The sequence below is a fragment of the Paenibacillus silviterrae genome, from assembly GCF_030167925.1.
In the GTDB taxonomy this organism is placed as follows: domain Bacteria; phylum Bacillota; class Bacilli; order Paenibacillales; family NBRC-103111; genus Paenibacillus_G; species Paenibacillus_G silviterrae.
Map to the genome: position 1 here is coordinate 1,300,362 of NZ_JASKUT010000002.1, position 23,336 is coordinate 1,323,697.

Genomic DNA, 23,336 nt, shown 5'->3' on the forward strand with positions numbered 1-23,336 from the left:
TGCTTACATCGCTGCACTTGCGGCGGCTATTATGGATGATATTGATACCGTCTCCCCTTTTTGCGGAAAATAAGCTTTCACTCCTCTGGTGTCTTGCGACTCCGGATAACGGCTGTGCAGCGTAATGACCGCTTGGGGCGAGATTCGCTTGATCATGTCGGAGATCGCCTCGGGGTGAGCGTGACCCCCGTTGGATAACGAATGGCCGGTGATGCCGTATGACTTAAGGAATCGCGCTACGTCGGCATGATCGAGCTTTACACTGTAATCCGATTGAATGAAATGGGAACGGTCTTGCCTATCGCCGAGCGCCTCCAATTCGATCATATGGGCAAGATCGGGGAATTTAAAGAAATACACATATTCCTCCTTCCGTTCGGCCATTTCCTCCAAAGAGACCGTCTCATACGGGAGCTCCCGGTCCTCCGTCACGGTTGCGTCGACGATACGGATCGGCACTTCCAGAGCCGGGTGGTCCCGCAAAATTCGTATGCCTTCACGGTTCGCGGTATGCCAGATGATCGCTTGTGATGCTTCCATGGCGACCTTTCTCCCTCTCTCCGTCGCAATGGCGATCATATTGGCCATTCGCTCAAGGTCGCGTGGCGACATCTGTAGATACACAAGTCCGTCCGCACTGCCTACGATTTCCGAGTAACGGTCCAGCAGCTCATCCTCCGTCATCTGGAAGGAAGGCGCTTTGGCCGGATCGGAGGGAAGCCGTGTTCCCTCGGTAATCAGCAGATCGACCCGGCTCTCACGGCATAGATCAATGAACCGATCGATTCGTTCCGGATGTTTGCCTTGACGGCGCCAATCTCCCGTATAAGCGATTTTATACGTGCCGTCATTAAGGATGATGCCCGCAGCCCCCGTCGCATTATGGTCCATCTCGACGATTTGCATCGTAAATTCTCCGAAATCGATGACGGTCAAATCGTCGCACGCCGTGATCTTGGCCTTCGTATCTGCGCAATGGCCGCCGGCCACCATTCCCCGGAATAACGAATAAGCGTCATGGTTCATATAAACCGGCATATCCGGGTGGACAAACGGAAGCACCGCCATGTGATCCGTATGCATATGTCCGATAAACAAACGGATCTGCTCGTATTGCGGGAGCTCGCAGTCCCCCCAGGCCCGCCGCACCTTGGCGAAATCCAGTCCTTTCTGCTGCTCGGGGTCGTACAGCTCCGGCAGCGGCGCAGTCATTCCGCCGAGCAAATACTGGCGCAGCTCGCGCCCCGGCGTGGCGGCTACCGGCTCATACAGCGTCAGCTGTTTAGGAAACAGCAGGCTGCTGTGCTCCACACCAAAATCGAACAATACGGCCTGCTTCCCTTTGCCGAAAAGCACCTGAACGCCTCCGGACTTGGCGACGCCGCCAAAAAAAGTCAACTGTCCTTCCTGCAAGATTACCGCCTCCTAAAGTTATACTAACGAAAGTATGGCACCGTACTCTCGTAATTTGTGTCTTATCGTTTGGACATCCACATCTTCGGGGGCAATACGGTTCTGTGCAGCTAAGGCAGCGCCGATTCCCACGCCCTCGCCAACCGCCATACAAGTCGGCATGACCCGAGAGGAGCCGAACACCACCGGATCGACACTGATGCACCGTCCGCTTAGCATCAGCCGTTTCACATCTTTGGCAATCGTCGCCCCGTAGGTGATCCCGTAAGGACCCGCCAGCGATCGGATCAGGGTGGAATCCCCCGAGCCGCTGTGAATATCGATAATGTACGATCCTAGCGCGATCGTATCCTCCGGGATGACACCGTTGACAGCCGCTTCCTCGCGGATCATCTGCTTGCCGATAATGCGCCGTGTTTCACGAATCCCCAGGAACGGCGCAATGGAGGACAAGTAAATATGTTCAAAGCCGGGGATATGTTCTTTTAGCATAGTAATGAGCGGGATGATTTGCAGGTTGGATTCGATCTCGCCTCTGCTCAGCTCTTCAAGCTTAGTGCCGTCAAAGTTCAGAATGCGAATGCAATTTAATGCAATGTACCCTTCTCTTGGCAAGTTAATATAAATAATCGTGTCACGGTCGATCGGGCACTTTCCTTCTTTCCGCAGCCTCGAAATCGTGTTTTTTAATCCGACGAACACATGGTTTTCGCTGGCCCGCAAAAACTCGGCCGTATATCCGGGACGAATCTTCATAGAGGATCCATGCTTTAATTCTTCCGGATGATCCTGCAAGAAATCCATAAATCGTTCCAGATCGAAGCCCCCGACGGTAAACATGAGCGTAGGCGGCTGTGTTTCTCCATTCGCGTACTGCCCTTTTTCATACTCTGCTCCGGCCATATAGGCAACATCGCCGTCACCTGTCGCATCCACAAACACATCGGCGAAGATTTCGATTTCCTTGCCTTTTCCTTTTACAATAACAGACCTTAGTTCTCCCTCTTCCACATTCGTCCCGATAATTTCACAGTGTAATAGAGGCTTCACACCGTACTGCTTGATTTTTTCAAAAACGACGATTTTCATTAAATTGGGGTCTATTACCGTAGTTGAGTTATGTAACGGGCATTCTCTATGCCCGAAGGAGCCCCCGAGCTCGATCAAACGATCCACCATCTCTTGAGGCAGCCCGCCTGTGACCTGCCGTCCTTGAGCATCCAGGAAAGCCAATAATGGCAGACCAATGGTCATGTTACCGCCTAGAAAGCCTTGACGATCCACCAGGATGGTCTCCGCCCCTTCACGCGCAGCGGCTATTGCAGCCCCCACCCCTCCTGCGCCGCCGCCCAGCACCAGAACCTGCGTTTTGATTACTTGTCTTATTGAACGGTTTTCCATACTGCACCTTCTCCCTTTTCATGTCACGGATCGTTCCGCTTCCAGCACAATTTCATTATAGTAAGGGGATCTGAGGCTGAACATGCAGTATTCATTCATGGGGGATGCATTTTGTTTCACTTCAAAAGCTCCTAAGGTGTACAAGACATCGTGAGAAGCTTTATACTTTACTTTAGCATAGATAACCATTCTGAAGGTTAAGGAGGATTGGGAATGAGCCCCAAAGTTGAACAAGCCTTGCAGATCGCTTTACAGAACTGGAGCTCCATGGCTCGGGCGGATCACGAGGATTCGGAAGCGGCAGCGAACGCATTTGAAGCGTCCTTTTATCGATTCATCGACGCCGTGCGGGAATGGGCTTCCGGTTTAGAGCCACAGCCTGAAACGATTGAAGCCTTCTTGGAGCTGCCCATGGTGCAAGAGATGATTGACCTTCTTCCAGCGCCGCTCTATCTAAACTTCGAAACCGAAGCCGAGCTCATTGTACACAATAAGCTTCGAGTCGAAGAGGATAAGTACGATTAACGGTTCCCTGTGCGACAAAGGCAGCCCATCGGCTGCCTTTGTGTATGAAACGCCTTGTTATCCGCTGAGTGGTTCACCGTAGAATACATGAAAATGAAGATGCTTGGAGTCTTGGTACCTCCCCAAATTTGTCAGCACCCTGCACGCTCCATACTCGGACTGCACTTGCGATGCTACCTTTTTAACAACGTCCATCAGCTCCAGTAAGAGCTCATTGTCTTCCGGTTCCAGTGTTAGTAGAGAAGAAATATGCTTCTTAGGAATCGTGACGATGTGAACAGGATAATACGGGCGAGTGTGATGATATGCCAGCACGTTAGGCGTCTCCATTACCTTCTGTACCGATGTACGACCGCTTAATACCTCATCGCAATAAAAATCCTCCGTCAAATAGATCCCTCCGCTCAAGCCGTATGGTCTTCCTACTCATAATTACAGTGGATCTACTCAATTTATTATCAATTTTTATAAACTACAAGGGTCTCCCTTGCCCCTAATATATGGAATTATCCAGATACGCCGTTCCCCGAAACGGCTATGGCTCTGGCCCAGGGCAATTGACTTTGGGCAGCCATCCAAGACGAGCATGTATGGAAATTTGTGCGAACCAGCAGCAAATCATGCCGGACTTGTGCCTAAGCTCCTCGAATTGTGCTAAAGAACAGCTTTGCGAGCAGGATCGCGGAGGAAACTCCAAGGCGCTCTCTGTAAAGTTGCACAATAAGTCAATTTCATAATTAGAAAACCCAGGTGAAATAAGGTTTTTCGGCAAACAAAAAAGGAGGACCTCCCCACATTAAGTTTGCCGAATTGTTAAGCAGCGAACGGCTATTGAACGTGTCTTTACTTATCTGAAATAATACTTTGGCATGGGCACTACACGAAGGCTCAAAAAACGGGCGTTTGTCGATCGCGAACTATGTTACCTAACGTACAACGTGTCTAAATATTCGCTAAATCATTTGAACATGAACATCCGTTTGACCAAACAAACCGCGTAACTTTTTTGAAAATGTACACCTCGAAATGGGTTACCTGCGGCATATAGATCGCGTTACAGTGGCGTCTGGCGCTTATCACGACCCGGTAATGCTCCTTGTAACTTTATGAAATCACCTTACTGTACGAAATATATGTTCATCTGGACCTCTGTCAAGAAAGTAGACACAGAAACTAGGAGACCCGGTGTTGTTCATAGTACCTCTTCTCGCACTGATGCGGGGTGAGATAACCAATCGTCGAGTGGATGCGGATCCGGTTGTAGTCGAACTCAATGTACCGGTAAATTGCATCATACGCCTGTTTTCGGGTGTGAAACTTCGTTTGGTACACGAGCTCTTTCTTCATTACGCTGTGGAAGGACTCGATACATGCATTGTCGTAGCAGTTGCCCTTACGACTCATGCTGCCAATCATCTCATGCTTCGTCAGCCGCTCGCGGTATTCGTTTGAGGCATACTGTGAGCCTCGATCAGAATGGTGAATTAAACCTGGAGGAGGCTTTTGCCGTTCACAAGCCTGGTCAAACGCCTCCAACACTAGTTCTTTGGTCATTCGCTCCCCAAGCGCCCAACCGACAATTTTGCGAGAGTAGAGGTCCATCACGCTCGCTAGGTAAACCCAGCCCTGAGATGTCCCAATGTACGTAATATCTGTTACCCATACCTTGTTCGGTGCAAGTACGTTAAAGCCGCGGTTTAACACATTGTCATACACCGGTTGATTATGTTTCGAGTTGGTGGTTGCTTTGTATTTCTTCACTGTGCAAGAGCACAGCCCCATCTCTTTCATCAGGCGAGCCACTGTTTTCGTCGAGATGGTATCGCCTTCTTCACGCAATTTGGCTGCAATCTTATCACTGCCGTAACGACGCTTGTAGGCATAGAAATGATGCTGGATTCGCTTCATCCGTTTCTTGCGAAGCTTTTCCTGTTCGCTCGGCTTTCGGTTCAGCCACTTGTAGTAACCGCTTCGGGAAACGCCCATCACAGAGCACATCTTCTCAACACGAAACTGGAAGCGGAATTTACGGATAAACGCGTAAATCAGTCTCGGTTTTTCGTGAAGAAGTGCATCGCCTTTTTTAGAATCTCGTTCTCCTCTTGAAGTTCTCGATTCATCTCTTCGAGCTTTTTGAGTCGTTCGTAATCGACAAACAGTTGCGACTTTTCACCCGTGTTGGTAAACTGCTTTCTCCACGCCCGAATGCTGCTTACGGGGATATCCAATTCCTTGGATACTTCGGCTGGGGTTTTCCCACTCTCTTGCATGTGTTTTACGGTTTGACGCTTGAACTCTTCATCAAAATGCTGACGAATATCTCCCATGACACACCTCGACCTTTTAGTTTATTTTATTGTACCAGGTCGCTGATAGAGTGTGTCTACTTTCTAGTCTAGCTCCAATCTGCCACTGTAAGATGAAAAAATCGCGTTACAATGCGTCCGGTGCTTATCACGGCCCGGTAACGCTCCTTGTAACGTTATAAATTCACCTTACTGTACCAAATATGTGTTTATCAGCGACCGTAAGATGAAAAAATCACGTTACAATGCGTCTGGCGTTTATCACGGCCCAGTAACGCTCCTTGAAACGTTATGAATCACCTTCAATAGAACAAATTGAGCTGAAGTAGCTTATTTTGCTTACGATTTCTGCCCATTTGCAGAAATCTGTGTGGACAATGCCTAAACTAAAAGAGACTGCATCTAAGGCCCGAAGGCCGAAGGCAATCTCCTAAACTCACAAACGCTCCAAAATCAACTGCTTAAAGCTCATCAGTGTCTCGCCCGGAATCGAAACCGCACGCAGCTTCAGCTCGTATTCACCGGCCTGGCCGATATCGACACTCCCCAGCTCCACAGGAGCAAACTCCTGCAGTCCTCCTGTTGCGGCCGCATGACCAAACAGACGCTGCACAGACCCGTCACCGACGAAACCGGCGCCTGCCGGTGCTACGGACAGCTCGAACGAGCCTGCTCCCCCACGGGAATCTGCCGCAATTACCGCGGTAACCCGGTAACGGCCCGGTCCGTTCGCGCGTACTCGCCAACGGGCCTCGTCGTCGAGACTGTTCCACGCCACCAGATTATCACGGCCCTTCTTCCCCGTATCGTAGCGCAAGGTAGCACCGCCGATGTCGGCATCGAAGGCGCCGAGTACGTTCGGGTATTCCTCCTCGTACAACAGCGGCAGCGGGTTCGTCTCGCAATCGGACGTAAGCTCCACGGCAATGACGGGAATGACCGCGGCGAACGGCTGCGCAGGAACAGCAAGCACGATGTCGTCCGTTCCCGCCCGCTCTATGGCAAGCGGAAGGCGCTTAGGGTCAGCAAGGGCATACGCCTGCTTTACGGTACTTCTTACACCGGGCACAAGCAGTTTTCCGTTCTTCGGCCAATCGAACACATACAAATATAAGGTCCGGCCTTTCTGCGTACTACGGCCCCACGGGGGCTTGCCAATCGGACTGCGGGTCGTGCCATATACGGCCTCTCCGTTCGTATGCATCCAGTCCCCGATGGACTCCAGCAGCTCTACCGACTTCGGATCGAAGGCCCCTTCTCCAGTCGGACCCACGTTGATGACGAAGTTCCCGTTCAAGCTGAGCACATCGATCATCTGGCGGAGTACGGCCTCCGGCGTCTTCCAATTGTTATCCGCCGCCTTGTATCCCCAGGAATCATTAAGAGTTGCGATCGATTCCCAATCCTGGCGCGGAACGCGCACATGCGGCTGATTGTCCGACGTATTGCCGTAATCGCCGTAGGGCTCCATATAGACACGTCGGTTCACAAGACAATCGGGCTGTGCCTTCCTAACCTCTTCCACGAACGCAGCCCCCTGCTCCTCCGTAAGCTTATGGCCGCAGTCAAACCACACCAGACCTATCTGTCCATAATTCTCCAGGAGCTCACGTACCTGAGGCTGGGCGAACGTTCGAAGGTAGCGCTCATAGCGCGACCGCTTATCTTCATCGCCGATCCACGCCGAGACCTCGTCGTAAGCGCCGATATTGCCCGGGTAATCCCAGGTGTTGCCTTGCGAATCCGGATGATGCCAATCCATCGAATGCGAGTAATAGATACAAAGCTTCACGTCCTCTTCGCGGCAGGCATCCGCCAGCTCTTTCAGCGGGTCGCGTCCGAACGACGTACGCTTCACAATGTTGTAGTCCGACACGCCGGAGTCATACATCGCAAAGCCCTCATGGTGCTTAGCGGTGAAGATCAGGTACCTCAAACCTGCCATCTTAGCCAGCCGCACCCAATGCTTGGCATCGAATTGCTTCGCCTGGAAATCGTCTGCAATCCGCTCATATTCATGAATGGGAATTTGCGCCCGCAGCATGAGATGCTCGGCATAGGAGGCCTTTACCTCCTCCCCTTTCCATATGCCGCCCGGCAATGAATAAAGTCCCCAGTGAATGAACAGGCCGACTCTCGCCTCCCGCCACCAAGCCATCCGTGTGTCATGTGACGCATCTGCGTCAGTTGCCTGGCTCCCCGGTCTCTCCGAGCCGGCGTTATCCATTAAATCCTCTTGCTCCGTCACTTTGACTCCCTCCGATTCTATGGAAATGGAACGGGCTCCGATTTAGGCATGAACATCGTTAGCTTCGTTCCTTTGTCGACCTCGCTCTCGATCTTTAAGCCGTACTGTTCACCGAACACCATCTGGATGCGCCGATGAACGTTAACGATCCCGATACCGCCGTATCGGGCCGCACCGCCTTCCTTATCGATCAGACGGTTGGTACCCAGCTTCTCTCGCAGCTCTTGCAGCTTCTCTTCGCTTATGCCCGCACCGTTATCCTCCACACTGACCCAGAATAAGTTCTCCTGTTCACCGGCATCGATCCGAATGAAGTGATAATCTTCTACCCCTTCGGGAAAGGCATGCTGAAACGCGTTTTCCACAAGCGGCTGTAAGGTCAAGCGGACCATGTTATGCAGCAAATAGTTCGGGTGCACGGCAACGTCGATTTCGAATTCCCGCCCGATCCGGTGCTGCAGCACCACCAGGTAATGCAGCACATGCTTCAGCTCGTTCGCCACCGTAATTTCCTCCAGATTCGTTTGAACGGAATAGCGCAGCATGTAGGCCAGCGCCTTCACAATCTCGGTAATTTCCTTCGAATCGCGGATTACGGCGTAGCAAACAATCGTTTCGAGTGTGTTATATAGAAAATGCGGATTAATCTGCAGCTGCAGAGACTGTAGCTCAGCCTTCTGCCGCTCCATGCGGCTCTCCTGATCGCGCAGCTCCGCCTGATAAACCTTCTCAACCATCTCAGAGAGCCGGTTAACCATCAAATTATAACGGCTCATGAGCTCCACGATCTCATCGCGATATTCCGGGAGCGGAATGGTCGCCCAGTTTCCCTTCTCCGTTTGACGCATAACACCCTTTAGTGCACGTATCGGCCCTGTAATCGATCGGCCGAAACGGATGGCAAGCCATAAGGCGAGCGCCAAAGTAAAGCAGCCGACTACCAGTGTGGTTGAACGGATCGTCGCGGATGGCTTATGCAGTTCCTCCAATGACATCGAGACCACCAGCCGCCAATTGCCGTAGCTCGAGCGTCGGCTCATGAACATCTGCTCCTTGCCGTTGACATTGGCGCTGAACGCCTGCGGACCGGAGGCCAGTACATGCTCCCGAATCGAATCAGGTACAGCCTGTCCGATCAGGGTATTGTCCGGATGATGCACAAACTTGCCCTCCTCATCGACGATGAAGAAATACCCGGTCTCACCAAGATCGATTCCCTTCCACAGCTCGGATAACTCAGCCGCACGCAGCTCAATAGCCAGAATGCCCCCCGGATCTGTCGAGGCAAGTCCCCTTATGCGGCGGACAAGCGTGAGCATCGAATTGCTCTGCCCCGGCAGAATACTATGATTCAAGACACTCAGACTGCCGTTCTGGTTCGTGTTTCGCTTATAAAATTCCAGCTGCCGCTTGACCTCCTCCTTGCTGAACGATTCGCCTGAAATGCCGTTATAGAAATACATCGCATTCCCGTTGAAGCTGAGGAGGAAAATATCCGCGACCTCCGGATTGCGGATAAAGAGCGGCTCGATGCCGAGCTCCCGAATGTATTTACGCAATTCATAATAGGGGTACCCGGTCTCTCCAGGCGCCAAATCAATGAACCGCTTAACGTCATTGCTGTTCAGCAGCGACACCATCGACCGCTCATAGTTGCGAATATATAGGTCCGTATGATGGACGGCATTCCCCACCACCTGCGAGAGCTGGTTCTGCACCAGCTGATCCAGCTCACCGGACGAAGCCCTGTAGGAAAACACTCCTACGCCCGTAAGCGAAATCAGAATTACGATCAGGTACGAAATAAACAGCTTCTGAGACAGATTCAAATTCCTCATCATCGGATCCCAAGCGAAGCGCGGTATTCCGACGGAGTAACACCGAACAGCTTCTTAAACGTCTTTGTAAAATGCGGGTAATCGTCATAACCGACCTCGGCCGCTACATCTACAGTCCTCATATGGGGTACGGCAAGCAGCTCGCACGCCTTCTCCATCCGCTTATGAATGCGGTAGCTGACGAAGGTTTGATTGGTCAGCTTCTTGAACAAGGCGCTGAAATATGTCGGCGTGATGCCGACCATATCCGCCACTTCCTTCAGGGTGATCTCCACGGATAAATGCGAGTCGATATAAGCCTTCGCCTCCTCCACCGGATCCTTGAAGTTGCCGCGGCGGGCAGCGAGCAGCTCGTCCATCACTGCCTGCAGCCGGTCCTCGAACTCCCGGAACAGCTCAGCCTTTGTTCGGTTTGGGAAGATTTCGAGCAAGGAGCTGGGAACCGGACGGTTTTTCTCCTGAAAATGCTTCTGCAGCAAGCCCAGCACGTCGTGCATCAAGTCGTTCAACTGCAAAGCCGGCAGGTGTGCGCAGCTCTCCCTCCATTCCGCCATAAGCCGGGTTGTCTCATCGGCCTGCAGCGACCACACGCTCTGCTCGATCCGTTCCACCCAATCCACGTAGCGGGAGACGGGAATGTAGCTTTGTGACTGGCTTTTCAGGATCTGGTCGAATACCTCGTGCAAGTCAGGCGGCGTGATCGGCTTGAGCAGGTAATGCTTCACCCCGTATGACAAACACTTCTGTGCATATTCAAAATCACCGTAGCCGGATACAACAACCATGAGAATATGCGGATAGGCGTCATATACCCTGCGGCAAAGCTCCAGGCCGTCCATCTTCGGCATTCGGATATCGGTCACAATCAAATCGGGCTCCGAGCGCACGATCATTTGGAGCGCTTCGTCCCCGTTCCTGGCTGTTTCGATAGACTGAAACTTGTGTGTATAGTCTTGCGCCATCTTCATTAAGCCGCTGCGAATAATCGGTTCATCATCTGCGATTAATAATCTCATGTCTCCAACCTCCACCTTCTGCAGGATCTCTTTAGAAAATGACGAGTCTTTTCATAGATCTTACTATGGGTCGAAGGATTGGACAATGACTAAACGCAGGCAAAACCTTCAGCCATCGTACCCCATTCTCTTTACAGCGTTCCAACAGTACGGCCGCCGTCGCCCCCCCCTTCATCTTACTGTCCGTGCCGGCAGGCGAGCCATTGGGAAAATTGCAACCGTCTTGTGTTTTTTTACGATGGCTGCAGCAGGTGAGGTCATCTACTCGGACTCGCCCGAGTTAGCTTCTCCCCACCCTGAGATCTGACTTGCCGATCGGTCTATGCCGGTACATACAAGCGCCTCTGTCCCAAGCCGCTCCTCCAGCTGTCGGGCGTAGAGGCTGAGCGGCTCGACATGCCGGCCGAAGCTTTCCCAATAGCCTTCCTCCCGGGGTCGCGGGTCGAACGAATTCGGCAGGAACGGCGGGGCCTGAACGCCTACGTGGCCAATCGCGTAATTTTGCCCCGTCGGGGGCCGCTGCACCGTCAGTTTGCCCTCCGTATTCCAGGCGACATACTGCGCGCCCGACCAGCCGTGGCCGCTGCCCATCCAACCGCGGTCGCGGATATTGATCGGTGCCCTCACCCGGTCATACAAGCCGCCGACCGACCATCGGTGATGCGGCTCGCTGGTGTTATAATCGTGTCTGGATTCGCAGTCCACGAACGCATTAGGGCCGGGAACCATGCTGTCGACCACGAAGGCATGCCTCGCCGTCTCCACATCACAGCGCTGCACAAGCGTCAGTTGACCGGCCAGATGAAATGCATACCGCCGCCCTCCGGTAATAATGCTGACCATCTCGCGTACCGTACAATCTTGAATCGTTACCCACTTGGCCGAGCGCTCGACGGTGACCAGCGAGTGCTCCAGATGAAAGCCCGTAACGTCGCGAACCCAAGCGTTCTTGACATGGTTCAGAACGGCAAAGTTGACAGCATGCTCCTCATCCGCCGCATACAGCGTATCGCCCGGCTTACCATCAATCTGGGTATCGGTGACATGAGGATCGTAATCTGAGTCGACGCGCAAATTTTCCACACCGACGTTCTCTATGCGCTGCGGATCCTCATAGCGGACGAGAGTTCCTCCTCCGTAGCCTTGCTCCAAGGCATTCGCGATCGGGGCATCCAGCGTGATCCGATTTCCGCTTATCCCGGTGACGATCCTGTCGAAAGCCAGGTCAAAAGGTGTCCACTGCTTCGTGCCTCCGACGTTGGGACGGGGGACGATATCGTCCATGCCGATCGCGTGAATCCACGCTTCGTTACCATGCCGGACCAGCATGACGGGATCACCGATGCGATACCCATCCGGGTTCTCTACATGGAAAGACTTAGCCCCTGAAGGCACGTATATATCGGTGATCCTTACCGCCGTCTCGGGCAGCAGCCTGGGACCCGCCTCGCCTTCGATCCGCAGCATATCCCTGCGGCCGGCACCGGACGCATGAAGAATCGTACCGTCCTCGCCATGACCTTCTCCGCGCAGCACGACGCCGCTCTTGCCAATACGGAGCGTCCCAGACAGCAGATAACGCCCCCGCTTCAACAGCACAGCTCCCCGAACGCCATCGGGCCCAACCGGTAGAGAGGAGACCCGGTTGATGGCCTCCTGAATCATGCCCGTCGCATCTCCGTTGCCTGGCTCCACAACGGCACGTACGGACGCCTCCGGCAGCCGGACACCTCCACCTTTATAACCGCAATGTGAAAAATCGGCGATTCGATTGCCCTTGTAATCGGGCACGTAGATCATGGCTCCATCCGCGCCGGCGTAGGCGATACGGCTTCGGCCGAACTGTTCGCCATCTTTTACTGCTGTAAAAGCAAATGCGTCATATGCATGGGAAGCCCCATCCTCGGAAGTAAGATGGAGAGTCAGCTCATGCAGTCCTTCCACCCTGCAGCTACCATGCAGCGAAATCACCCGTTCTTCCCCTGCCGTCAGCTCCGCCGGCGGAAGCCCAAGCGTTTCCGGCTTGGGGCCGGGAAGCCGGAGCTTGGGGGTACAAATCAAAGATACGGCTGCCCGGACCCGCAGCACAGGGTATGGGTCGCCCAGCTGCAGCTGCGCCGGTATGCCGACAGACAAACTCATGGTCGGATGCTCCATGCTGATTTCGGCCATTGGCCTTGGTTGATGCCGATTGTCAAAAGTCATTCGATTCGCCTCCATTGCTTCTTCTTCGCTTCATCTTAGAATTCTCCGTCTGAACTAGGCAGAAGAATCAGCCGTTCACCGATTGATGTGCCGAAGGTCAGCCGATCTCCACTCAAGCTCTCGGCAGCCCTACCGTTTCGATAAACGGTTACCTCTTCGCCCGGCCAAGGGTTTTGCAACGTGCATGGACGACCGCGTTCACTGGCCAATGCCACATAGCTCACACGGCCCTCGGTGATTTCGCTGCTCACAACGAAAGCCCCGACCGCACGCAGCTTGCGGAATCGGGCCGATCGGCCGGCAGGCCATACCGGGAACAGCCGCAGCGTCCTGTCATAGCTTTGCAGCAGCATCTCCTGTAAACACACGGGTACGGCTGACGCATCCTCGATCCCCCCGCCCCCATGATGAATCGACAGGTTGGGCAGCGACTTGGTCTCACACTCGATGCGCAGCCGCTCGAGGATCACCTCCGGATCATATCCAACCCGGGCCGCTGCCGCATAATACGTCGGGAACGCGTTGAAATCGCTCCAGCGCTGCATCTCATCGACCGTGTCCCGGGCAACGGCAAGTAATCCCGAATCACTTCCCAAACCGATCTGACCGGCCGGAAATACATGCTGAACCGCGAGCGAATTGCGATCCCTCCAGTCCGTTCCCTCCTCGGTCAGGCGGAAGACAGTCCTGCCGCTGCGGGTCATCGTAGGATAAGTGCTGAGATGCTCAAGCATATGGCGCCACTTCTCCCGGCGATCGGCGTCAAGTCCCAGCTCTTGCCCGAGCTCCAGTGTCGCGTTTAAGATCATGCGGACGAAGCCCAGCGACAAAATGGGATTTTTCCGGTCATGCGACCTCTCATGAATATCATCATCGTAGATGACGTACCGGCCGTCCTCGAAGACGAGATAATCCTCCCAGAAATTGGCGACCTCGAGCAAATAGGGATAGACTCTACGGGCGTAGTTCATGTCGCCGGTATAGTCGATGTGCATCAGCAGATTCACGGCTGCGAACGCTGCGTTAGACTTCTGCCCGTGAAAGAACATAGAGCAGATCATTCCTTCCGGCCCCAGCTCTACCGGCATATAGATCCCGCGGCACTGCAGCTTCTCACGGGCAAACAGCCGTCCCCATGGCAGGAAATCGAGCAGAGGCTCGCAGTAGGATTCGGCCAGCCGCGTTCGATTGCCCGCATAGAGCCCCCAGTAGGGTGCCTCATAGTTGTAATTCATCGTATAGGAGCCGGTCCAGGCCGGTCGGTCTGTCGTAATCCAGTTGCCGAAGAGGCCCGGCTGATGCTTCCCGCTGCGGGTACAGGAGCCGATAATATAGAACGAACCGTAATAATATTTCTCAAGCACCGGATCGCCGATCTCAATCTCAGACGATTCCCAGAAGCTGCGCCACCAACGCCGATGCTCCGATTGGTGTCGGGCCAGCACTTCATCACCGCCGAGCGGGATCATACAGCTCTTCACTAATTGCTTAGCGGCAGCGAAAGGATCGGCTTGATCCCGGTTGCTGATAATAGCCGTGATCACCGTTAACCGCTGCCCTTCCGCGAGGCTCGCCACAGCCTCCACATTCTGAAACCGCCATTCATGTCGAACCGATGCCCCAAGCACCGCGGTGACGACCGCTACGCGCCTAGTCTGAGGCAGATTGGCGGAGTTGGCGGCATAGCGAAACCACATCAGATCCGGCTCCGCACCGTTCTCATAATTGAACACTTCGTCAGTCGTTTGTTCTCCCGCATGCAGTCTTACTTTAACCTCGCCCGAATCGCCCTTCAGACAGACCACCTCGGTAACCAGCAGATTAGTCTCAGCCGCGACCCAGGACCGCAAGCTGACCTCCGCCCGTTCCCCCGTGAAATGGCCGCGAACCTCGGCATGAAGCGGGTCCTGCTCCTGGTAGTACGCCGCCCCGGCCAATCCGGGCATAAACAGCGTAACCTGACCGACGGTAATAACACGCGCCCCGGTCCTCCTTCCATGGTCGTTCAGCAGCCGCTGCTGCCGCTGTTCCCCGGTTTCCCCTACATGAGGCTGTACCCAGAAGTCGTTCTTTCCAATGTAGAAGGTTTGCTGTTCCGGTCCTCCGCCTATGGCAACTCCGACATCGCCATTGCCGAGCAGCGGGGCGTCAGTCCATTTGTCCGTAGGAATTCGCACTGGCGGCTCCGTGAAAACCCCCTTGCGTCCAGCCCATCGCCCCTCTTGAATCGTAACGGAAAGTTCCCTCTCGATACCCCGAATTCGATCCATCCTTTCCTTCGTGTCCATGTCGCGCCCTCCTTCACTTTTTTGTGATCATCCTGCCCACTGGAGTCTGTTAATACGAATAAAAGGGAAAAGTACTTGTTGGCCCGCATGCGGGAACAAATACTTTTCCAGAGAAATTAATTTCGATTATTAGAAACAATCACATTTGTTTTTTTCTTATATCGTTCCGTAGCTTCCTTCACGATTTCGTTTCCGCCTTTGCTCTTATATTCCTCGATCACCTTCGGCCAGTCGGTGACGGCTTCCTTGCCGTAGATGATCTTGATCATATGGTCGATGATCAACTTCGGCCCTACATCGTCGCCCTGCGGCGCCAAATCCGGGAATTTCGAGAACGATTCGAGAGCCGGCACGAAACGAACGGAGCCTAGCCCCTCCTTCGATACGACGGTATCCATATACTGCATCATGTCACGGCCGTCCTGCGTCAGCTCCTCCCTCGACTTGTTATAGACCATGTCGTGGATGAACCAGAACATGCTGCGGAAGCCGTCGTCGTCAATCGCTTCCGGGGCGGTCGGCGGCGTGAACTTCACCTTGCCGTTCTCCATTGTATACGTTTCGCCCTCGATTCCGAAGGAGAAGTATTTCTCCGCTTCCGGCGTTGTCATCCAATCAAAGAACTTGATGATCTGAATCGCCTTCTCCTTCGGTACCTTGCTGTTAATGTAGTAAGAGGTGTTGATGCTCGAGTACAGCAGGTGTCCGCCGCGGCCCTCCGGTCCTCGTGGGGAAGGAATGATTTCGATCTTGCCGTCAGGCAGCACGTTCTTCAGCTTGCTGCGGTAGTTGGACAGCCCTTGCGCGTTGGCCGACCACATGCCGGCCTTGCCGGATTCGATATTTTTGCCGTAATCGGTGGAGCTGATCGAAGCAAAATCCTTCGGAATCAGACCCTCATCGAACATGGTCTTGAACGTCTGCAGCGCTTTCATCATATTGTCCGCGTCATAAAACTTAGGTACCACCTGATCTCCCTGCACTTCGAATTGCGACGGCAGTACGTCGTAAGCTCCAAGAATCGTATCGGCATACTTAAAATTCTCTCGCATTTGGTAAGGGTGCTCCACGCCCAGCTTCTTCATTGCTCTCATCACATTCAGGAAATCATCCACCGTTTTCGGAGCAGGCAGCCCCGTCTTGGCCAGAAGATCGGCACGCACGAACAACGCGCGACGCGACGGGTTGGACAGCCAGGACGGAATTCCATAGATCTTCCCGTTAAAGCTTGTCTCCTGCCAGGCTTCCTTAGGCACAAGCTTCATAATATTCGGCGCATGTTCCTTGAGCAGCTCGTCCAGCGGCATGAATACCCCGGCTTCAACGGAACCCGACATGCCCTTAGTAGTAGCACCGCCGACATTTTGTACGACGTCCGGAATATCATTCGATGCGAACATCAACGACATCTTCTGATCGAAATCCTTCAGAGGAATCATGCGGATATCGAGATCCGTCTTTGTCAGCTCCTCGAGCTTCTTCACCCATTTCTCCTGATTCACATCCGCGCTCTTCTCGGCAACCTTGTTGCCGCTTGTCGCCATCGAAAGGGAAAATTTCAGCTTCTCATCACCCTTCGTCCCATTCCCTGCCTTCTGGCCGCTGTCCGTACCGCCGCATCCGGCTACCGTACCGACGGCTAAAGCACAGACCATCGTTAATCCAAGCATTTTCTTCATGATTCGATTCGCCCCATTTTTCAAATTTAGTTTACGACTGGAGTTGCTTACCCACATCTTACCCTCCCGGGCATCCGGCCGGAATGTATTTTTTTATGGTCGTGCTGTGTTTTGTTCTAGAAAAATAGGTAGGCTGGAGCCCATTTTGCACGGACAGCCGACTATTCGTGATATAATAAGGGAGTGTACCTTGTATTTCATGAGAGGGGTGGTCGTGCCTATGCTTGCTGCGGCAAACAAGAAGACTGAAACGTTTGAAGGGAATCGCTTTCCATTCAAAATGAGCATCCAACGGGACCGTTCTCTTCTTGTTACTTCACATTGGCACGAACATTTGGAATTAATCAAAATTGTACATGGTCCGGCTCGGGTTCAGATTGATCAACATAGCTTTCAAGCTGAAACGGGCGATATTTATTTTATCAACAGCTGCCAGATTCATTCCGTTACAACCTCGCCCGAAGCGAATTGCGTCATCCAAGGAATGGTATTCGACAGGACGCTGCTGCTTTCTCAGGAAAATCTGGAAATCAGGCATCTGTTGTCCCTTTTCTTGAGGTCGGATAAAGTTGCTAATAGATACGAGATGTCCCATCCGTTGTGGTCAGGATTGAACATCGAGATGGACCTGGCTTACCAGGAGTATACCCGGGCGGAAGTGGGACACGAATACAGCATTCTTTCCAACATATACAGGATTATAGTCCCTATGCTGCGGCTATACCAGCAAGATTTGAACACAGACACCCCTCGCCAATTTGCCAACCAATATATGCGGCTGAAGCCCGCCATTGACTACATGGAAGAGCATCTTGCCGAACGAGTCTACATGGAGACGGTTTGCCGAACCGTTAATATGAGCCTTTACTATTTCTCCAGCCTGTTCAAAAAAGTGTTCGGCATGCCTCCCGTCCAATATTTAATTCAACTGCGCATCAGCCATGCCAAGCGCCTGCTGCTTGATGAAGAAAAATCCATTACGGAAATTGCTGAGCAATGCGGATTTTGCAACATTAATTATTTTGACAAGGTGTTTAAGGAAAAAAGCGGATTTACCCCGATGGAGTTTCGCAAGCATTATGTCCGTTAAGTGGGAGCACTTTTTCCCCATAGTTTCTATTAAAATCAAGAATATTTCTGCGTAAATACAACATTCCAGAGCCGTTTTCCTGAGGGTATCCGATCACCTTAATTTTCTGCCAACAAAAGTACATTCGTCTCTGAGCAAGCTTTTCTTACTAAAGAAAAAGCTGCCCTTCGGCAGCTTTCTCTTGTTAATTAATTCTCGACGAACGTCGTTACGCTTTTCGGCGCGAGGGTGTACTCCAAGCTGCCGCCGCCTGCCGTCAAGCTTCCTATGGATGCTATGTTTTCCGTGCCGCTCGTACGGTATACTTCGATTCCTGTTCCCGTCAACCCGTGAATCGTCACGGTCACCGCCTCTGAAGAATGATTGGCCGCAACGAGCGCCTCTTTGTTCGATGTTATGTTCTTGGCTGCCGTCACGGTGACATCGCTGTTGCCGCTTTCCACCTTCACCTTGTGATCTCCCGGTCGAATGAAGCGACTGAACTGCCCCATCGTATACAGCCTCTTATTGATTGTGAAGGTACCGTCCAGCTTCAGATCAACGAGCGATTGGCGGGATACGCCGGAGGTCGCTGCCGTAGGCTTGGAAACATACCACCAATACAGGTAGGAACTGTATCCCTGCTCCAAGGCGGCATTGATTTGCTCGGCAACCAAAAGCCCCCCGTCCATCATAGGGTCGTTCGGGTCCGGCATACTGTATTCCATCATAAACAACGGTTTATTATAATGGCGCAAATCATAGTTATACACGTCATAGGTGTCCCATGTATAGAAGTGGGTTCCGATATAATCCAGCTTCTGTACGACGGCCGGATCCATCTGCTGTAACAATTTCGATGAAGATCCGAGATGCCCTCCTTCCGGAGCTCCCAGCCGCACATCCACTCCGTCTGACTTAAATGCATCGTATACGGCGGAATATACACTGCTGAGCTCCTGCCCCGTATAGATGGCCGATGCGTAATCCATCAACGCTTCGGGCTCATTTTGGATGCTCAGCCAATTGACATCGTAGCCGTAATCCTCCTTGTATTTCTTGGCCCAGATGAGCAAGTACTCGGCAAAATCATCGTAATGCTCAGGCTTCAGACGGCCTCCGCGAATCGCGGAACCGTTATCCTTCATCCAGGCGGGCGGACTCCACACCGAAGCAGCGAATTTCATCGCGGGGTTACGGAGGATTGCCTGATCGGCAAACCACCTTTGATGTACATCCGTATCAAAGTCCCATACGCCCGGGGCAGGCTCGATGGAAGCCTGGAACGCGTTTCTTGGGTCGGGATCGCTTTTCGTAAACGGATTGACTTCCAGTCTAATGATATTGAGACCGGCTTCACCATCTTCCATTCCGAAAAATTTATCAAGAAGCGTCTGCTGTGTCGCCGTGTCGATGTTCATGAAGTCGTAGGCAGGATCGTTCGCCGTCGCGCCAAAGCCCCATATTTCCTGTTGTACTGTGCTTTTGTCCACCCGGATGACATTGACCTTCTTGGATATGATCGTGACGATTTTCTCCTCGGCATCCCAGGAGACCATTGCTTCAAGCGCATCTTCCACAAACTGCGCCGGAACCATTAATACGCCGTCCTTCAAGTAAGCAGGAGCAGCCAGGCCAACCGTCGTGCCATTCACTTGAGCTTGGTTTTCGCCTGCGGTAATTTGACTCGTTCTTCCGTCCTTCACGGCGGTTGCCGTCTGCGTCATTTCATCCCATGTCACGTCAGCCCTCAACGTAGAGAAGGTTTTCGTCAGCTGCAGGAAGGGAACGCCTTCCTTTACCTCCGGTTTGCCGTTCAAGTATACAACCGTTTTGCCGTCAACGACGATTTGCATCCCTTTAGGGGGCAGTCTCGAAGGCGGTATTTCCGTCGTAACCCCGGTCTTCACGACTTCAACATCGTCGATGTACAGCTTTTCGACAACGTCCGTATACCCGGTCAGCGGCATTTGCTCGAAAGCAATCCCATAGATGGGGTCCACTCCAACGGTATAGGGCAAGGTTACTTGTACCCAGTCTTGATCGGTGACCAAGGTCCTGTAATTGGCTCTGTCGCTGTAGTAGGCCAGGTTGGTTATGGTTCCGCCAATATCGATGACGGAAATGTAGAAGTACCCCGCTTTCATAGGACTGGCGCTATCTACCTTCGCATAGAGAGACAGCTGATACTGGGTTCCCGGCGTAACATCCAGCCCCTTAAACGCATTGAGAATTTTTACCCGGTTATAGAGCTGCGTCCGTCCGGCGATATGAAGGCTTTTGCCGCCATACACCCCGTGTACGACCGTACTGTCCAGGGTCAAGTCCCAGGCGGGCTGTCCCCCTCCGACACCAATATTGGCCTTTTGCACGCTGGCAGCATCATCGAACGTTATCAGCTTTGAGGTTGGCGGCGGAACTTCGGCGACCTCTACATCGTCGATATGGAACACCGGTACCGTGTGGGTCCAACTGCCGGAGCCGATCTGCTCGACCGCAATCCCGTATACCGGATCTCCAGTGGCCATGTAGGGAAGTGTGAGCTGGGTCCAGCCGTCTTGGCCAACCAAAAATTTATATTTATTTGTATCGAAATAATATGGGGGGTCCGACGGCTGTTTGGCTCCCGAATACGTAACCACGGACAGGAAGAAATAGCCGTTCGTTACGCTGCTTCCCGCTCCCACCTTGGCCCACATTGTAATGTTGTAGTGCTTGCCCGCCTGCATGCTGAGCCCGTCGAAAGCATGAGGTATTTTTAACCGGTTGTAGGTCTGTGTTCGGCCGCCAATGGCGACGCTTTTCCCTGAATCCCCCCGGTACACAGCGGAATCGAGGCTTACATTGGACAGGCTGAGCCCTCCGCCGGCTTCCAGATCAGCCTGAGAAATATCCGAATATACATCGAACGAAATACTGACGGACGGCAAGGGAGATGGCGTTCCGCCGGTATCCTCCGCTTCGGCCTCAGGGGCGAAGCCGAGCAATGGAAGCAATAAACTGAATACCAAGAATAAGCGCACAATTCCCGAATACTGCCTGTTCCATACCTGGGTCATTTGCATAAGCTCCTTTCGCAGGACGAAAATCGTTGCAGCCTGGCACGAGGATTATTTTTTTAAGTTGGATTCGATCCGTTTGTTGATCTTCTCCTCCGCCTCCCTCAAGGCAGTATTGAGATCTTTGCCGTTCAAATATTCCTCGAAGCTTTTAAACGAAATATCTCTTACCAGATTATTGTAAGTCGAAAACTCAGGGGCGGGTGGAGACGTGCTTTTAAAGATGGATTGCAAATTTTTCCCCTGGAGAAACGGCATATCCGCTCCCAGCGCTTTCTTCATCTCCGGATTTTTCAAAGAGGATAACCGGGCTGTTCTGCGGGCGCTCTCCATTTGCACTTCATCCGATGACATTACACTCAGGAACTGAACCGCTTGATCCTTATACTTGCTGGACTTGGCGATGAGGAAATTTTGCGAATCAACATGGTTGTACAGGTTCGGCTTCTCCTTATAGCTCGGATATTGGACCAAATCCCAATTCAACCCGAGCTTCGAGGCTTCCTCCAGGCCGATGTTCAGCAAATTGTTGTAAGGCAGCATCGCGACGTTCTGATCCTTCATAAACCAGTTTCGGGCCTGGAACGAATTCAGCTTTTCCGGCCTGTTGTGCGGGATGCTCCAAATCTCTTTAGCCAGTGTGAAAACGGTGCGCCACCCGTCCGTATCGATCGTTGCACGATTCGTCTTGGCGTCGACCAACGTGATGGATAGCGGCATCGCCATTCGGGCGATCGTATCGGGATCAAGCCCCCGGTACTCGACCCCGTTGTCAAGGCGTGACACCTTCTTCGCGAGTTCGATCACCTCTTCCCAGGTCATACCGTCCTTCGGATAAGGGACACCAAATCTATCAAAAATGTTTTTGTTGTAATAAAGAGCGCTGAAGTGGGCGAAGAAAGGCAGGCCGTAAACTGCCCCTTTATCCGAGCTGTCGCTCGGGAGCATCTGCTGTTCGAAACGGTTCAGGTCCACCTGATGCTTTTTCAAAAGCGGGGTAATGTCTTCTAGCAAATCCAGCGTCTTGTATGTGCCGAAATCGAGGTTATTGGTATAGATGATGTCCGGCGGCTGCCCGGCAGCAACAAGCTCGGCAATGGAAGTACCTTTGCCAGGCTTTATCGCCTCAATACTGATATGGGGATACTTCTTCTTAAGCGGTTCCCCGATCAGCGTATTCAAATCTTGATCGGTGAGCGAGCTGTTGGACAAATACACCTTCAAGGTTGCGGGACTCGTATCGACCACCGGCGTCTTGGGAGCATCGGATTGCCGGTCGTTCCCCGTTCCCTGGCCTCCTCCCCCGCAGCCGGCCAGCACCGTAATCATGGCGAGCATGGACAATCCTGCTGCCGATTTACTCCATTTCATAAGAGCTTTCCCTCCTGTTGGAAATAAATGCAATGCACCCCAAGTAAAGCGCTTTCATTAAAACTCCTCTGTCAGCCTCATTCTTTTGGCTATCCGGCGTTTTCTTCGAGCAGCAGCATCTCCTGAATAGGAATGCCGTGCTGACTCCCCATTCTTATACTTCAATACTATTGGTTCATTGGATGGATGTGCCCCCTTCCCTAAACAGCAATCGTCCCCTAACAATTTCCACTATAATGGATTCAAGCCACAGTATTCTACCTAATTTTATGGAGAAAATTTATGTTTTTTTGCGATTTTAGCTTCGGCTTCCTGACCAAGACACCGGTGGAATGCTCGTCCACTTCATAACATAAAAAAGCCATCCCCGAGTGTCCTGCTCGAAGGATGGCCTCCTATCCTAGCGCTGACTATATCCAAGCACCTTCATCATAGCATTAATCATGCCAATGTGGACTCCCTCATGGTAGACGCTGTATATTAACAGCTCCCCTATCGTGTTCATAGACATGCCGTTTCTTTTAAACGGCTTCCTCAGCCTCTCATCCATTCTATTTCCTAGGCAATGAACGATATGGTCTGTCTGTGATTGCAACAACGATACGATGTCCTCAAACGGCGGAGGGGCATCGTCCCAAGAGAGCGGACTGCTGTGCTGCCCAAAGTATCCCATGTATTCGTCCGGCAATTGAGGTTCTACGCTGCCGAAATGAATCGCAAGCTGTTCCTGCACGATTAATATATGCCCTAAATTCCAAAAGATAGAGTTGTTATACCCTCCTGGAATGATATGCAGCTGAGTTTCAGGCACATCGGCTGCAGCAGCTAATGTTATAGACCGCACAACATGTAATTGATGTAAAATAGAATCCTTCATGGTTCTCCCTGCCTTCCTCAGTCCATCCTGCCGAATCGAAT

The 23,336-nt window shown here is 52.5% G+C and carries 14 protein-coding genes and 1 pseudogene; 2 read left to right on the forward strand and 13 right to left on the reverse strand.

Features of this window, described 5'->3' with window-relative positions:
• Positions 1-3: 3 nt before the first annotated feature.
• The gene (locus tag QMO62_RS28790) at positions 4-1,413 is read right to left on the reverse strand and encodes an MBL fold metallo-hydrolase (protein ID WP_284645935.1); all 1,410 of its coding nucleotides are present in this window, start codon (positions 1,411-1,413) and stop codon (positions 4-6) included.
• An 18-nt stretch (positions 1,414-1,431) separates the two neighbouring features.
• Positions 1,432-2,814 (reverse strand): FAD-dependent oxidoreductase, encoded by a 1,383-nt coding sequence (locus tag QMO62_RS28795; RefSeq protein WP_284645936.1) that lies wholly within the window; start codon positions 2,812-2,814, stop codon positions 1,432-1,434.
• Positions 2,815-3,027: 213 nt separating this feature from the next.
• Here QMO62_RS28795 and QMO62_RS28800 point away from each other — a divergent pair, with 213 nt between their 5' ends.
• Complete coding sequence (locus tag QMO62_RS28800; RefSeq protein ID WP_284645937.1) at positions 3,028-3,339, forward strand: Sec62 family protein translocation protein; 312 nt, start codon at positions 3,028-3,030, stop codon at positions 3,337-3,339.
• 57 nt (positions 3,340-3,396) lie between these two features.
• Here the strand turns inward: QMO62_RS28800 and QMO62_RS28805 are convergent, their stop codons facing one another.
• The 8 genes and pseudogenes from QMO62_RS28805 to QMO62_RS28845 all read right to left on the reverse strand — a co-directional run bounded on the left by QMO62_RS28805 (position 3,397) and on the right by QMO62_RS28845 (position 16,919).
• Complete coding sequence (locus QMO62_RS28805; RefSeq protein WP_284646713.1) at positions 3,397-3,729, reverse strand: HIT family protein; 333 nt, start codon at positions 3,727-3,729, stop codon at positions 3,397-3,399.
• Between the two features lie 783 nt (positions 3,730-4,512).
• Positions 4,513-5,657: pseudogene (locus QMO62_RS28810) on the reverse strand (IS3 family transposase).
• Positions 5,658-6,081: 424 nt separating this feature from the next.
• The gene (locus tag QMO62_RS28820) at positions 6,082-7,893 is read right to left on the reverse strand and encodes an alpha-L-fucosidase (RefSeq protein ID WP_284645938.1); all 1,812 of its coding nucleotides are present in this window, start codon (positions 7,891-7,893) and stop codon (positions 6,082-6,084) included.
• Between the two features lie 17 nt (positions 7,894-7,910).
• Positions 7,911-9,734, reverse strand: a complete 1,824-nt coding sequence (locus QMO62_RS28825; RefSeq protein WP_284645939.1) for a cache domain-containing sensor histidine kinase — start codon at positions 9,732-9,734, stop codon at positions 7,911-7,913.
• A complete protein-coding gene (locus QMO62_RS28830) occupies positions 9,731-10,747 on the reverse strand; it encodes a response regulator transcription factor (RefSeq protein WP_284645940.1) in 1,017 nt (338 codons plus the stop codon). The genes QMO62_RS28825 and QMO62_RS28830 overlap by 4 nt, the downstream gene beginning before the upstream one ends.
• A 261-nt stretch (positions 10,748-11,008) precedes the next feature.
• Positions 11,009-12,952: a pectate lyase family protein gene (locus QMO62_RS28835; RefSeq protein ID WP_284645941.1), complete on the reverse strand. Its 1,944-nt coding sequence runs from the start codon at positions 12,950-12,952 to the stop codon at positions 11,009-11,011.
• A 35-nt stretch (positions 12,953-12,987) separates the two neighbouring features.
• Positions 12,988-15,240 carry a glycosyl hydrolase family 95 catalytic domain-containing protein gene (locus QMO62_RS28840; RefSeq protein ID WP_284645942.1) on the reverse strand — a complete coding sequence of 751 codons (2,253 nt, stop codon included), beginning with the start codon at positions 15,238-15,240 and terminating at the stop codon, positions 12,988-12,990.
• A 116-nt stretch (positions 15,241-15,356) separates the two neighbouring features.
• Positions 15,357-16,919, reverse strand: coding sequence for an extracellular solute-binding protein (locus tag QMO62_RS28845; RefSeq protein ID WP_284645943.1), 1,563 nt, complete (start codon positions 16,917-16,919; stop codon positions 15,357-15,359).
• Here QMO62_RS28845 and QMO62_RS28850 point away from each other — a divergent pair.
• A complete protein-coding gene (locus QMO62_RS28850) occupies positions 16,918-18,009 on the forward strand; it encodes an AraC family transcriptional regulator (protein WP_284645944.1) in 1,092 nt (363 codons plus the stop codon). The two genes, QMO62_RS28845 and QMO62_RS28850, sit on opposite strands and share 2 nt — an antisense overlap.
• 188 nt (positions 18,010-18,197) lie before the next feature.
• On the opposite strand, the gene QMO62_RS28855 is transcribed toward QMO62_RS28850, so the two are convergent.
• From QMO62_RS28855 to QMO62_RS28865, 3 genes are all read right to left on the reverse strand, one after another.
• Positions 18,198-21,047, reverse strand: a complete 2,850-nt coding sequence (locus QMO62_RS28855) for a stalk domain-containing protein (RefSeq protein ID WP_284645945.1) — start codon at positions 21,045-21,047, stop codon at positions 18,198-18,200.
• Positions 21,048-21,098: 51 nt separating this feature from the next.
• On the reverse strand, positions 21,099-22,418 hold the full coding sequence (locus QMO62_RS28860; RefSeq protein ID WP_284645946.1) for an ABC transporter substrate-binding protein: 1,320 nt from the start codon (positions 22,416-22,418) through the stop codon (positions 21,099-21,101).
• A 400-nt stretch (positions 22,419-22,818) separates the two neighbouring features.
• A complete protein-coding gene (locus QMO62_RS28865) occupies positions 22,819-23,295 on the reverse strand; it encodes a DinB family protein (protein ID WP_284645947.1) in 477 nt (158 codons plus the stop codon).
• Positions 23,296-23,336: the final 41 nt, after the last annotated feature.